11 protein-coding genes are annotated in these 13,237 nt (G+C 46.7%); all 11 read left to right on the top strand.

Features of this window, described 5'->3' with window-relative positions; all coding sequences use genetic code 11:
- Positions 1-14: 14 nt before the first annotated feature.
- Positions 15-431, top strand: a complete 417-nt coding sequence (locus ASL14_RS16770) for a cupredoxin domain-containing protein (protein ID WP_134912575.1) — start codon at positions 15-17, stop codon at positions 429-431.
- A gap of 281 nt (positions 432-712) precedes the next feature.
- Positions 713-1,726 (top strand): ABC transporter permease, encoded by a 1,014-nt coding sequence (locus ASL14_RS16775; RefSeq protein ID WP_134912577.1) that lies wholly within the window; start codon positions 713-715, stop codon positions 1,724-1,726.
- A gap of 15 nt (positions 1,727-1,741) precedes the next feature.
- Entirely contained in the window at positions 1,742-2,644 is a 903-nt protein-coding gene (locus ASL14_RS16780; RefSeq protein WP_134912579.1) for a carbohydrate ABC transporter permease, read from the top strand.
- A 90-nt stretch (positions 2,645-2,734) separates the two neighbouring features.
- Positions 2,735-4,429: an ABC transporter substrate-binding protein gene (locus ASL14_RS16785; protein WP_134912581.1), complete on the top strand. Its 1,695-nt coding sequence runs from the start codon at positions 2,735-2,737 to the stop codon at positions 4,427-4,429.
- A gap of 99 nt (positions 4,430-4,528) precedes the next feature.
- Positions 4,529-7,036, top strand: coding sequence for a glycoside hydrolase family 95 protein (locus tag ASL14_RS16790; protein WP_442953265.1), 2,508 nt, complete (start codon positions 4,529-4,531; stop codon positions 7,034-7,036).
- Positions 7,033-8,379 carry a GH1 family beta-glucosidase gene (locus ASL14_RS16795; protein ID WP_134912585.1) on the top strand — a complete coding sequence of 449 codons (1,347 nt, stop codon included), beginning with the start codon at positions 7,033-7,035 and terminating at the stop codon, positions 8,377-8,379. Before ASL14_RS16790 ends, ASL14_RS16795 begins: the two co-directional genes overlap by 4 nt.
- 217 nt (positions 8,380-8,596) lie before the next feature.
- Positions 8,597-8,845, top strand: coding sequence for a hypothetical protein (locus tag ASL14_RS16800; protein WP_134912587.1), 249 nt, complete (start codon positions 8,597-8,599; stop codon positions 8,843-8,845).
- 344 nt (positions 8,846-9,189) lie between these two features.
- Positions 9,190-10,173: a ubiquinol oxidase subunit II gene (gene cyoA, locus ASL14_RS16805; protein WP_134912589.1), complete on the top strand. Its 984-nt coding sequence runs from the start codon at positions 9,190-9,192 to the stop codon at positions 10,171-10,173.
- A gap of 25 nt (positions 10,174-10,198) precedes the next feature.
- Positions 10,199-12,175 carry a cbb3-type cytochrome c oxidase subunit I gene (locus tag ASL14_RS16810; RefSeq protein ID WP_134912591.1) on the top strand — a complete coding sequence of 659 codons (1,977 nt, stop codon included), beginning with the start codon at positions 10,199-10,201 and terminating at the stop codon, positions 12,173-12,175.
- On the top strand, positions 12,175-12,783 hold the full coding sequence (gene cyoC, locus ASL14_RS16815) for a cytochrome o ubiquinol oxidase subunit III (RefSeq protein WP_134912593.1): 609 nt from the start codon (positions 12,175-12,177) through the stop codon (positions 12,781-12,783). Before ASL14_RS16810 ends, cyoC begins: the two co-directional genes overlap by 1 nt.
- A complete protein-coding gene (cyoD, locus tag ASL14_RS16820) occupies positions 12,784-13,119 on the top strand; it encodes a cytochrome o ubiquinol oxidase subunit IV (protein ID WP_134912595.1) in 336 nt (111 codons plus the stop codon).
- Positions 13,120-13,237: the final 118 nt, after the last annotated feature.

Here is a 13,237-nt window from a genome sequence, read left to right on the forward strand (position 1 = left end):
GGGGACTGATCTGCATGAAAACATTCATCTCTAAAAATTGGCACTTGATGCTCATTGGAGTTGTAGCCCTGATCGTGGGCGGTTTTGTCTTATTTTATTTCCAGGGGATCGTGTCGTCGTTTCCGACTAGCCAACCTAAAACTGTTCAAGAAGAGCCGGATAAAGCCAAGTATGAAATTGCTACGGTAAATGTAGAGGGAGATGGTTTTTATCCTAAAAATATTGAAATAAAAGCTGGTGTCCCGACTAAAATTAATTTTAAGAGATCAACATCCTTTACTTGCATAGACGAAGTACAATCGTTGAAGCTTGGAATGGACGTTTTTATGGACCATGAAAATAACTATTTTACCGTCAAAGACCTAAAACCCGGTGTATATGAGTATAATTGCGGTATGTACATGTACTATGGGACGATCACGGTAAAATAGATCAATACCAGCTTTCCAACACATTTTGTGCGGGGAGGCTATTTTTTGCCTTAATACAAGGTATCTATGATTTTAAATTAGAAAATTCACATTAGAACGGAGCAGGCAGAATGTTGCTGGACAAGCGAAGCACCATCCGCATGCGTAGTGACACGAATGTAATTTTCAACGTTCCCCCCATATATCTAATTTTGAACTGATTTTTCTCCTAATTCGTTGGGTATCCGCTTTCAAGTCAGCCAAGTATGATAATAGTAACTACATACAAGGAGGAGCTTGTTATGGAATCATCAACTGAAACCGCTTCCAATGCTGGTGCTACGATTCCTGAGTCTAACCGGGGCAGACCGCGCAAGGTACGCGGGCCGAAGCGCGGGCGTGGAGAAAAAGGCTTGTGGGACAGTGTAAAGCAACAAAAGTACCTTTATTTTATGTCCATTCCTTTCGTCATATGGGTGTTTGTTTTCAGTTATCTTCCGCTGTGGGGCTGGACGATGGCATTTCAAAATTATAAGCCCGCCAAATCCTTTCTGGATCAGAAGTGGGTGGGGCTGGATAACTTTATTGAGCTATTTCAGGACGAACGTTTTTATTTGGTGCTGCGCAATACGCTGGCGATGAGCCTGATGGGGATTATCTTTGGTTTTGTTGTTCCAATCTTTTTTGCCATTCTGCTAAATGAGCTGCGGGGGATGTTGTTCAAGCGATTCGTGCAGACCGTATCCTATCTCCCGCATTTTGTATCCTGGGTTGTTGTTGCCGGGTTGGTTACGAAAATGCTGTCCATCGACGGAGGAATCGTCAACGATATATTGATAGCGCTTCATATTGTGGATGAGCCGATTCAATTTATGGCGAAGGGTAGCTGGTTCTGGTATATTGTAACCGCTTCAGATATATGGAAAGAGACGGGCTGGAACACGATTATTTATTTAGCCGCAATCACCGGGATTGACCAGGAACAGTATGAAGCCTCGCGTGTGGACGGGGCAAGTCGCTGGAGACAGATGTGGCATATTACGCTACCGGGTATCCGTTCGACCATTGCCGTTCTGTTCATTATGGCGATTGGGCATCTGGTGAGCAACGGTTTTGAAAAGCAGTTCTTGCTCGGCAACAGTCTGGTGACGGATTATTCCGAGGTGCTGGATTTGTATGCGCTGAATTACGGGATTAATTTGGGTCGTTTCTCTTACGGGACAGCGATTGGTATTTTCAATTCGTTGGTCAGCATCCTGCTGTTGTTTACGGCAAATGGCATATTCAAAAAACTGACCAAAGAAAGCATCATGTAGGGAGGGAGATGCGAAATGACGAATAAGGCATTTAATGCTACTCGGTCTGAAAGGCTGTTTGACCTGTTTAATTATGTCCTGATGGCTTTGATCGTGGTTGTGACATTATATCCATTTTTGAACGTACTTGCGATTTCCCTGAACAATTCAACGGACACCGTTCGCGGTGGTATTTATATATGGCCCCGCCAATTTACGCTCGAAAATTACAAAACGATTTTCCAGTACGAGGGCCTTCTTCAGGGACTGCAAATATCCATTCTTCGTACTTTAGTCGGGACGGTACTCGGATTGATCTGCGCGTCTATGCTTGCTTTTACATTGAGTCGGGTCGAGTTTCGCGCTCGTAAGTTTATCTCCACGTTTCTGGCGTTGACGATGTATTTTTCCGGCGGAATGGTGCCTTTATTTATTTTGATGCGTGATCTGCATTTGCTGGGTTCGTTCTGGGTGTATATTTTTCCAGGCTTAATTAGCGCATTTAACGTGTTTGTCATTCGTTCCTTTATGGACGGTTTGCCGTATGCGCTACAGGAGTCTGCCAAACTGGATGGGGCGAATGATTTTACGATTTACTGGAGAATTATTTTGCCGTTGTGCAAACCAGTGTTGGCAACGATTGCTCTTTTTCTGGCAGTAGGTCAGTGGAATGCTTGGTTTGATACGTATTTGTATAATGGTGGGGCGCCGCAATGGACGACGCTACAGTATGAGCTGATGAAGATACTGCAAAGTACGCAGCAAGGCGGCTCCAGTATGACGAATAGTAACGATATGGCTAAGCAAATGGCTCAAATTTCACCAGAGTCGATTAAAATGGCAATTACAATTACGGTTACACTTCCCATTCTGATGGTATATCCGTTCCTGCAAAAGTATTTTGTAGGCGGGATGACGCTGGGCGCGGTGAAATCATAATGCGGTGAAATCATAAAAGCCGGGCTTCCGGCGGTAAAGTAACTGCGATTTGCAGGTTAAGTCATCATAGGAATATAGGAGGTTTTGTTCATGAAAAAGGTTTGGTCCAGATTTGCACTCATTCCCTTGCTCGCGGTGTCACTTACCGCACTGGCAGGCTGTGGGGGAAGCGATAAAGCAGCAAAGGAAGGTACATCCAGCGGCACAGACCCGATTACGTTTAGCTTCTTCGGAGCAGATACAAGCCCGCAATGGAATGGAATGAAGGATGAAATAGGCAAGGAAATCACCAAGAAAACAGGTGTAACCTTGAATGCGGAATTTGATGTCAGCGGCGGAGGTGGAGATGACCGAATTGCTTTGATGGCAGCAAGTGGAGAATACCCGGACCTGGTTTCTCCTAAAGCGAATATTAGCAAGCTCGTGGATGCGGGGGCCATGATTGATCTGACAGATCTGATCAATGATCACGCACCCAATCTCAAAAAGCTATACGGACCCTATATGGATCGTTTGAAATACAGTAATAAAGATCAATCTATCTATGTCCTTCCTACGTATGCAGGTGTGGGACAGGAGAGCTTTGACGCGACGGGGGGATTTGAAATTCAGCATAAAGTGCTCAAGGAGTTAGGTTATCCAAAGGTAAGAACGCTACAGGATTATGAAAACGTACTCAAAACCTATGTAGCCAAGCATCCGACGATCAATGGCAAAAAAACGATTCCTCTCACGCTGGATGCAGACGACTGGAGAATTATGATTACCGTAACGAATCCTGCCTTCCAGACGACTGGAGCGCCGGATGATGGTGAATATTTTATTGATCCCAAAACATTTGAAGCCCAACTTCATTATAAACGTCCAGAAGAAAAGGAATATTTCCGTTGGTTGAACCACATGTACAATGAAGGGCTGCTGGATAAAGATTCATTTGTGCAAAAAAGTGATCAATACAAATCCAAAATTGCCAGCGGTCGTGTCCTCGGTCTGATCGACCAGGAGTGGGGTTATCAGGATGCTGAGAATGCGTTAAAAGCGTCAGGCAAGGCCGATTCCAGTTACGCCCATTTTCCAGTTACACTTTCGGAAGAATACAAGGATCGTTCCTTTCAGGATACGGGCTTCACGTCCGGTTATGGAGTAGGTATTACAGAAAATTGCAAGGACCCGGTGCGGGCTATTAAATTCCTTGATTATTTAGCTTCCGATGAAGGACAGGTGCTAGTGAACTGGGGGATCGAGGGCAAGCATTATGAGATCAAAGACGGCAAACGCGTCATTCCGGCTGATGTGCTGGAGCAAAAAACGAATAATGCAACCAACTTCAATAAATCCACTGGAATAGAATTGTACACGCTCATCAGCGGACACTATGGTGATGGCGTGAAGGATCCTACAGGTAACTACTATACTGCCAAATTCCCGGAGCAAATTATCGCGGCTTATTCGGAGCCGGAGAAAGAATCACTTAAAGCATATGGCGTAAAAACGTGGAAAGATCTGTTCCCGGACAAGAAAGAATTTGATGTGAAGCCATGGGGTGCAGCCTATAACCTGACAACAGACAATGAATCAAATTATAACGTTACGTTCAAAAAAACGACGGATATTATCCGCAAACGTATACCGGAAGCTATCTTGGCCCCAACATCCAATTTTGACACCGTATACGACAACATGGTTAAAGAACTGGATGCCGCTGGAGCTGTCCAAATGGAACAGCAATACACGCAACTGGTGAAGGACAGAGTGGAGTTATGGAGCGGCAAGGCTTCTAAATAGCGAGCTGACTTAACGAGGCGCAACAAAATGATGGGTTGTCGGAAAGACGGAGCGCTTGTCCTTGTGGTTCATACGGGATTGGCGCTCTGTTTAATCTCAATGGGGGGAGGGTTTGATGTGAGACAACGCGAAAAGCAGAAATCCCTGCGTTTATGGTATCGCCAGCCTGCTAAGGTGTGGGAGGAAGCATTGCCTGTCGGCAATGGGAGGCTGGGCGCGATAGTTTTTGGCGGGATCGGGGAGGAGCGTTTGCAATTAAACGAGGATACGCTCTGGTCCGGATTTTCCAGAGACGGCGTTCAATATGGTGCATTGCGATATTTGCAACCTGTCAGAAAGCTGATTGCAGATGGAAAATACAAGGAAGCGGAACACCTGATTAATACGAATATGCTAGGTCGCGATACGGAGGCTTATCAGCCTTTGGGAGATTTGTGGTTTACGCAGGAGGGCCTAGGGGAAATTGCGCATTATGAACGGGAACTGGATTTGTTGACCGGAACGGCAGCGGTCACTTTTCAGAGTGATGGAGTCCGCTATACCCGTGAAGTTATCGCCAGTGCACCAGATGGAATTATTATGGTATCGCTGACTGCGGATAGGCCTGGAAAGATCAATGCAATCGTGCGTATAACTACACCGCATCCTTGTGAAACCGAGGCTGGCGAGGATGCACATTTTGGTGATTCATCGAAATGGGATAGTGACAAGGAAGATGGCCCATCTGATGAATCAACGAGGGACGTAATTACGTTAACCGGACGAGCGCCCAGCCATGTGGAGTCCAATTATCGCGGGGATCATCCGCAGTCGGTTGTTTACGAGGATGAATTGGGGATGGCCTTTGCGGTTCAGACGCGGGTTATCCCCGAGGGGGGGACGCTGACAGAGGATGCTGACGGAGTGCTGAGTGTATCGGGTGCGGATAAACTCACGGTGTATTTGGCCGCAGCTACCGGATTCCGGGGATTTGATACTAAACCGGACAGTGATGCAGCGGAACCGACAGGCGTATGCCAAGTTACTCTGGATAAAGCAGTCTCGCTTGGATACGAGCAGGTGAAGCGACGGCATGAGCAAGATCATCGGGAACTATTTGGCCGCGTCGAGTTAGAGCTTGGGGATGATACCGGGACGGATCGAATGACAAAAAGACAAATTCCGACTGACTTGCGATTGGAGCAGTACCGCGAAGGTCAGACGGACCCGGATTTGGAGGTGCTGTTGTTTCAGTATGGACGCTACTTACTGATAGCCAGTTCGCGTCCGGGCAGTCAGCCCGCCAATCTTCAGGGTATCTGGAATGACCGGGTGCAGCCGCCGTGGAACAGTGATTATACAACGAATATTAATACCCAGATGAACTATTGGCCGGTGGAGATATGCAATCTTGCCGAGTGCCATGAACCCTTGTTGCACATGATTGGTGAAGTTAGCCGTACGGGACGCAGAGTTGCTTCGATCCATTATGGCGCTCAAGGCTGGACGGCCCACCATAATGTAGACGTCTGGAGGTATGCCGGACCGTCAGGAGGCCATGCCAGTTGGGCCTTTTGGCCGCTCGGGGGTGTCTGGCTAACCGCCCATTTATGGGAACGGTATCTGTTTACTCAGGATACAGCTTATTTGGCGGAACAAGCTTATCCGCTGATGAAGGGAGCGGCCGCCTTTTGTATAGATTGGCTCGTGGAAGGCCCGGACGGCTGGCTTGTGACCTCACCTTCTACATCACCTGAAAACAAATTTAAAACCCTGGACGGAGAGGATTGCAGTATATCCATGGGTTCAACGATGGATATGACGCTAATTCGAGAGCTGCTGGGCAACTGCATCCAGGCTGCTGACCTGCTGGAATTAGACCGTGAATTCTGCAACCGCTGTGAAGAGACACTGCAACGCCTGCTGCCCTACCAGATTGGTCGTCACGGACAGTTACAGGAATGGTTTGCCGATTTTGAGGAAGCGGAGCCGGGACATCGACATGTTTCACATCTGTATGGTTTGTATCCCGGACGAGAAATCCATGTTCGTGATACCCCGGAGCTGGCAGAAGCAGCCCGCATATCGCTGCGCCGACGGCTTGATCATGGCGGTGGTCATACCGGATGGAGCTGTGCCTGGTTGATTAACCTGTACGCTCGGTTGGAGGATGGCGAAGCAGCACATCGGTATGTGCGCACATTGCTGTCGCGTTCGACCTATCCGAATTTATTTGACGCTCATCCGCCTTTTCAGATCGACGGCAACTTCGGCGCGACGGCGGGGATTGCGGAAATGCTGCTGCAAAGTCGTCCGGGTGAGCTGACCTTACTGCCCGCTCTGCCTTCGGCATGGTCGGAGGGGCGGGTCAGCGGATTGCGGGGACAAGGCGGGATGACGGTCAACATGGAATGGTCCAGTGCCCGACTCGTTCGCGCGGAACTTGCCGCACACGTCCCGACTGGACGCTGCACGATTCGCAGTGCCCATCCGTTCAGTGCAGATGCTCGGAAGGCTCAGCCTGATCCAGAGCATGGAGGATTCATTTTGTCATGGAATTTTACCAAAGAGCAGGAAACTACGGACAGACATACGATTATTATTGATGGAGAGGAAGAGCAAATATGACCATTTTTCAATTTCCGCAGGACTTTATGTGGGGGACGGCAACAGCAGCCTATCAAATCGAGGGGGCCTATGAGGAGGAGGGAAGAGGTTTGTCCATCTGGGATACCTTTGCCCATACGCCCGGCAAGGTGTTCAACGGAGATAACGGGAATGTAGCCTGTGACAGCTATCATCGCTACGAAGAAGATATTCGGCTGATGAAGGAGCTGGGCATTCGTACATATCGTTTTTCGGTGTCATGGCCGCGTATATTCCCCAATGGTGACGGTGAAGTCAATCAGGAAGGGCTGGACTATTATCATCGCGTAGTGGATATGTTGAACGAAAATGGAATTGAGCCGTTTTGTACGCTGTATCACTGGGATCTGCCACAGGTACTTCAAGATGCCGGAGGATGGGAAAACCGTCGCACGATTCAGGCATTCGTCCAGTATGCAGAGACGATGTTCCGTGAGTTCCATGGGAAAATACACCATTGGCTGACGTTCAACGAGCCGTGGTGCATCGCCTTTTTATCCAATATGCTGGGAGTTCATGCTCCCGGTCTGACCAATCTCCAGACAGCCATCAACGTTGGGCACAATCTACTGGTTGCGCATGGCCTATCCGTACGCCGTTTCCGCGAGTTGGGCACCAGTGGTCAGATTGGCATAGCGCCGAATGTCTCCTGGGCTGTACCCTATAGCACTTCCGAGGAAGACAAAGCGGCGTGTGCGCGTACGGTTTCCCTGCATAGTGACTGGTTTCTCCAGCCCATCTACCAGGGTTCGTATCCTCAGTTTCTGGTAGACTGGTTCGCCGGGCAAGGAGCTATCGTACCGATTCAGGAAGGAGATATGGGCATCATTAGCGAACCTATTGATCTGATCGGTATAAACTACTACGCTATGTCCGTCAATCGTTTTAATCCCGAAGCTGGATTCCTTCAATCCGAAGAGATTAATATGGGGCTGCCTGTGACAGATATCGGCTGGCCGGTGGAATCGCGCGGGCTGTATGAGGTCCTGCATTATTTGCAAAAGTACGGCAACATCGATATTTATATTACAGAAAACGGGGCTTGTATTAACGATGAGATTGTGAATGGCAAGGTTCAGGATGACCGCCGTATTTCCTATATGCAGCAGCATTTGGTGCAGGTGCATCGGGCGATTCATGACGGCCTTCATGTGAAAGGCTATATGGCATGGTCGCTCATGGACAATTTTGAATGGGCGGAAGGGTATAATATGAGATTCGGTATGATTCATGTCGATTTTCGCACTCTGACCCGCACCCCCAAGGAAAGCTACTACTGGTATCGAAATGTGGTAAGTAACAACTGGCTGGAGACCAGACGCTAAAAGAGCATGCACTTTGAGAATAAAGCGGACATGGGCCTGTCTCCGCTCCCTTTTGTTTGAACAACATGCCCTCCGGGGTAATAATACCCAGGATGAAATTGCAGGTTGCTAGAAGTATGGTGAGGCTATCAAGAATAAAATCACAGTGATTGTGCATACTGACAAAAATACCTGAAGAGGGCGTTTCAACAATTTTAGACCAAGGGGAGTGGAGGATATGGCTTCGAATTTTAGAAAATCAGGATCGAACGAAAAGCAAATGAGCCGCTCGGTGTCTGTCATCGCCTGGATCGCTTGGATTGTGGGCATTATTCTTATTTTGTTCAATTTAGGTAATCTAAGTGATCGTAATATATATTTAATGGTGGGTATTGGATGTGTCGTTGGCGGATTTTTTATTTATATGATCGGAAAAGGGCTGGTCATTGCCCGCAAGAAGGAAGACCAAGAAAACGGACATCGTTAAAACAATTGAAAAAATATTTTAAGAAAACATATAATAAAAACAACAACGTGGGGCTTCGAGCAGTGTAGCATGATAACTGTAAGGAGTCCCGTTTTTTGCTTTAATATAGCTTCTTCAAGATACACAATAACGTTTTTATTATGTCATCTTTGAATTAACAAGAAATTTTGAATTTGCAAGAGAAATTTTATTTTAAGAGAGATTTTTCACAAAAAACGGACAAATAATCGACAATTCTGTTAACAATAAAAAAAGTCCCTGCTTTTCTGATATCTTATATAGGGGCAACATTACAGGAGTTCGTTAGTTTTGAGTAATTTATTATTTAAGGAGAGGGGAACAACATGAACAAAAAACCAAAAGCGATTATTGCGTTGGTTTTGACCGTGCTCACGGTAGCATTGCTCATTTGGACGTGTTTTTATGCTGGCGGAAAATACGTTGTTTTCGATCCGAAAGGACCTATTGGGCAAGCACAAAAAGAGCTGATCATTCTTTCAACGTCTATGGCTGCACTTCTGATTGTACCGGTCATGATTTTGACTTTTTTCATCATTTGGCGATATCGCGACGCACCGGATAACAAAGCAAAGTACCAACCCCACTGGGATGACAGTAAAAAGCTGGAGACCGTATGGTGGGCTATTCCAATCGTAGTGATCTTGATTCTTGCGGTTATAACCGCGAGGTATACCTACTTGCTGGAGCCTTCCAAGCCGTTGGCAAGTACACAAAAGCCAGTAACCATTCAAGTGACTTCACTGGACTGGAAATGGCTCTTCATGTACCCGGAAGAAGGTATTGCTACAGTCAATGAAATTCACATTCCTAAAGGTGTTCCGGTCCGTTTTGAACTGACTGCCGACGCCCCGATGAACTCGTTCTGGATTCCGCAATTGGGCGGTCAGATCTACACCATGTCAGGCATGGCTATGAAACTGCATTTGCAGGCCGACCACGAAGGAACTTACTTTGGTTCGGGTGCAAACTTTAGCGGTGAGCATTTTGGACAAATGCGCTTTGATGTAGAGGTTCAGTCGGATGAAGAGTACAAAAACTGGGTCGCTAACATCAAGAAGCAGTCTAAGCCGCTGACGAAGGACGGCTATTTGGCGCTTGCAAAACCAGGTTTGTCCCAGCCTGATGAGTATTCTTCGATTCCCGACGGCTTGTTCCAGGAAATTGTAACCAAGTACGTAGTAGACGGTGCTTCTAACCCGCATGCAGGACATGGTGAAGGAGCATCCACAGAAGGTTCTTCCAAGTCCGGCACAGAGGATAAAGCTGCAATGGACATGAGTCATATGAATATGAGCGGACACAATTAAATGATTACAGGGAAGGAGGCCCCCAATGCTTGACAAAATAAAAGAGTTTGCATCCACTTTCTTCGTTACTGGAGACCCAATGATCTATGGAGCGGACGTTTCCATCGCACTAGCAATGATCGGGATCGTGTTTGTGCTCACTTATTTCAAAAAATGGGGCTGGCTTTGGAAAAACTGGTTGACTACCGTTGACCATAAAAAAGTCGGTATTATGTATATTCTTGCGGCCATCTTGATGTTATTCCGCGGTGGCGTGGATGCATTATTGATGCGTATTCAACTTGCTACTCCGGATGTTACACTCCTGCATCCTGAGCATTACAACCAGATTTTCACAACACATGGCACGATCATGATCTTGTTTATGGCGATGCCGTTGATGTTTGGTTTGTTTAACATTGCCGTACCACTTCAAATTGGTGCGCGTGACGTTGCGTTTCCTTTCCTGAACGCATTGAGCTTCTGGCTTTTCTTTATGGGAGCGATGTTGTTCAACCTGTCCTTCGTTATCGGTGGTTCGCCAGACGCAGGCTGGTTGAGTTATCCACCGCTTTCAGAACTGCAATTTAGTCCCGGCGTCGGTCAGAACTTCTATATCTGGGGTATTCAGATTTCTGGTATAGGTTCATTGGCTACGGGTATCAACTTTATTGTTACCATTATTAAAATGCGTGCACCTGGTATGACCTGGATGAAAATTCCTATCTTTACGTGGTCCGTATTTTCATCATGTGTTATTATCATTTTCGCGTTTCCAATTCTGACGGTTACTTTAGCTTTGCTATTCCTTGACCGCTTTGGAGGAGGACACTTCTTTACCCTTGACTTCGGCGGCAACCCGATGATGTATATCAACTTGATCTGGATGTGGGGTCACCCTGAGGTATACATTGTAGTTTTGCCTGCCTTCGGTATTTATTCCGAGGTCATCAGCGTATTCTCCAAAAAGAAACTGTTTGGATACAAGTCCATGGTTTACGCCATGTTCATTATTGCTATCTTGTCCTTCTTCACCTGGGCGCATCACTTCTTCACGATGGGATCAGGCGCAGATGTTAATGCATTCTTTGCGATTTCGACGATGGTTATCGCAATACCGACAGGGGTTAAAGTATTTAACTGGCTGTTCACGATGTATCGGGGTAAGATCACATTCAAGACCCCTATGATGTGGTCAATTGCTTTTATTCCGAACTTCTTGATTGCAGGTTTGACGGGCGTAATGTTGTCTGTAGCGCCTGCAGACTTCCAGTTCCATAACAGTTACTTCCTGATCGCTCACTTTCACTCCGCCCTGATTGGTGGTGTAGTGTTCGGCTACTTGGCAGGTCTGTACTATTGGTGGCCTAAAATGTTTGGTTTCACATTGCCTGAAACGCCTGGTAAATGGGCTTTCTGGTTCTGGAATATCGGTTTCTATGTATGCTTTATTCCGCAATATTCTCTCGGTCTGATGGGTATGACGCGTCGTCTGAGCACTTATGGCTGGGATACCGGCTGGCAGCCGCTTAACCTCGTTTCGACCGTTGGGGCATTCCTGATGGGAATTGGTTTCTTGTTCCAGGTTCTTCAAATTCTGCTGGGTATCAAGAATTACCGCAAGCTGAAGGATACAACAGGCGACCCTTGGGGTGGTCATACGTTGGAATGGTCGATTCCTTCACCTGCACCGGAATACAATTTTGCTACCATTCCACAAGTAGAAGAACGCGATGACTGGTGGGCAGAAAAAGATAAACGTGCAAAAGGTATTTTCAGAAAGCAACCGCCAATTGAAGCGATTCATATGCCGAAGAACTCGGCGATTCCATTCATTATGTCGGTATTCTTTTTCATTGCAGGTTTCGGGTTCGTATTCGGATGGTCGTTCTTCTATATTCCAGGGCTGATCGGTGTGGCAATTTGTATGATTTGCCGTTCGTTCTTCTCTTATGATGGCGACTACTATATCCCTGCGGATGAAGTAAAACGCACGGAAGCGGCAATAAGGGGGTCTGTATAATGGCACAAGCTGCAGCACATCAAAGCCATGATCATGACCACGGGCATCACGATCCGCAAGAATTGAAGATGCTTGGTTTTTGGATCTTCCTCGTAACGGACGTGATCCTGTTCAGTACCTTGTTCGCAACCTACGTCGTCCTTCGGAACAACACAGCCGGAGGACCGGGTGGCGCAGAGCTGTTTAACATGACGGGCGTTATTATTGAAACGTTCCTCTTGCTCACGAGCAGCTTCACAAGTGGTCTGGCTGTGTTGGCCATGAACAAAGGAAGCATGAAGGGATTAATCAACTGGTTAATCGTGACGGCGATCTTGGGTCTTGGTTTTATCGGTTTTGAGGTTTATGAGTTTGTTGAGATGGTACACGAAGGAGCCAATTTTGGAACCAGTGCGTTCTTGTCGGCATTCTTCACTTTAGTCGGAACGCACGGACTTCACGTTTCGTTAGGTCTGGTTTGGATGATTGGACTCATGTTCCAGTTGAAAAAACGCGGGCTTACGTCAGAGACGAAGGGCAAAGTTTCGGCATTGAGCTTGTATTGGCACTTTTTGGACGCTGTCTGGATCTTCTTGCTGACAGTCGTCTATTTGATGGGGGTGATGTAGATGGCACAGCATCAATCAGGAGCGGGTTCGCATGGTCATGATGATTCTCACGGTTCAGTGAAATCCTATGTTATCGGGTTTATTCTGTCCATCGTACTGACTATCATTCCTCTCGGTGTGGTTATGAATCATATGTTGAGCCGCACTTCGACTATGGTTGTTATTTTAGTCGCGGCAGTGCTGCAATTTCTGGTTCAGCTTTTCTTCTTCATGCACATCCGTGAAAGCAATGGACCACGCTGGAATGTCATGACTTTGATTTTCGGTGTAGTTATCCTGTTGACCGTCGTTGGTGGTTCTGTATGGATTATGGAATACAACATGGTAGCACACTAATAAGTACAAACTAATTAGATAAGAGGAAGCGGACTTAGAGCCGCTTCTTCTTTTTTTGTGTAGCATATTGGAATTATAAACTGTGGCTGCTTGAACTCAAGTTTACATATGTGTAAAA

The sequence above is a fragment of the Paenibacillus sp. IHB B 3084 genome (assembly GCF_001447315.1).
Lineage (GTDB): Bacteria > Bacillota > Bacilli > Paenibacillales > Paenibacillaceae > Paenibacillus.

Bases quoted from the DNA above. Each gene is read 5' to 3' on its own strand.
- ASL14_RS16770 (WP_134912575.1), top strand. From the start codon at position 15: ATGAAAACATTCATCTCTAAAAATTGGCACTTGATGCTCATTGGAGTT.
- ASL14_RS16775 (WP_134912577.1), top strand. From the start codon at position 713: ATGGAATCATCAACTGAAACCGCTTCCAATGCTGGTGCTACGATTCCT.
- ASL14_RS16780 (WP_134912579.1), top strand. From the start codon at position 1,742: ATGACGAATAAGGCATTTAATGCTACTCGGTCTGAAAGGCTGTTTGAC.
- ASL14_RS16785 (WP_134912581.1), top strand. From the start codon at position 2,735: ATGAAAAAGGTTTGGTCCAGATTTGCACTCATTCCCTTGCTCGCGGTG.
- ASL14_RS16790 (WP_442953265.1), top strand. From the start codon at position 4,529: ATGGGGGGAGGGTTTGATGTGAGACAACGCGAAAAGCAGAAATCCCTG.
- ASL14_RS16795 (WP_134912585.1), top strand. From the start codon at position 7,033: ATGACCATTTTTCAATTTCCGCAGGACTTTATGTGGGGGACGGCAACA.
- ASL14_RS16800 (WP_134912587.1), top strand. From the start codon at position 8,597: ATGGCTTCGAATTTTAGAAAATCAGGATCGAACGAAAAGCAAATGAGC.
- cyoA (WP_134912589.1), top strand. From the start codon at position 9,190: ATGAACAAAAAACCAAAAGCGATTATTGCGTTGGTTTTGACCGTGCTC.
- ASL14_RS16810 (WP_134912591.1), top strand. From the start codon at position 10,199: ATGCTTGACAAAATAAAAGAGTTTGCATCCACTTTCTTCGTTACTGGA.
- cyoC (WP_134912593.1), top strand. From the start codon at position 12,175: ATGGCACAAGCTGCAGCACATCAAAGCCATGATCATGACCACGGGCAT.
- cyoD (WP_134912595.1), top strand. From the start codon at position 12,784: ATGGCACAGCATCAATCAGGAGCGGGTTCGCATGGTCATGATGATTCT.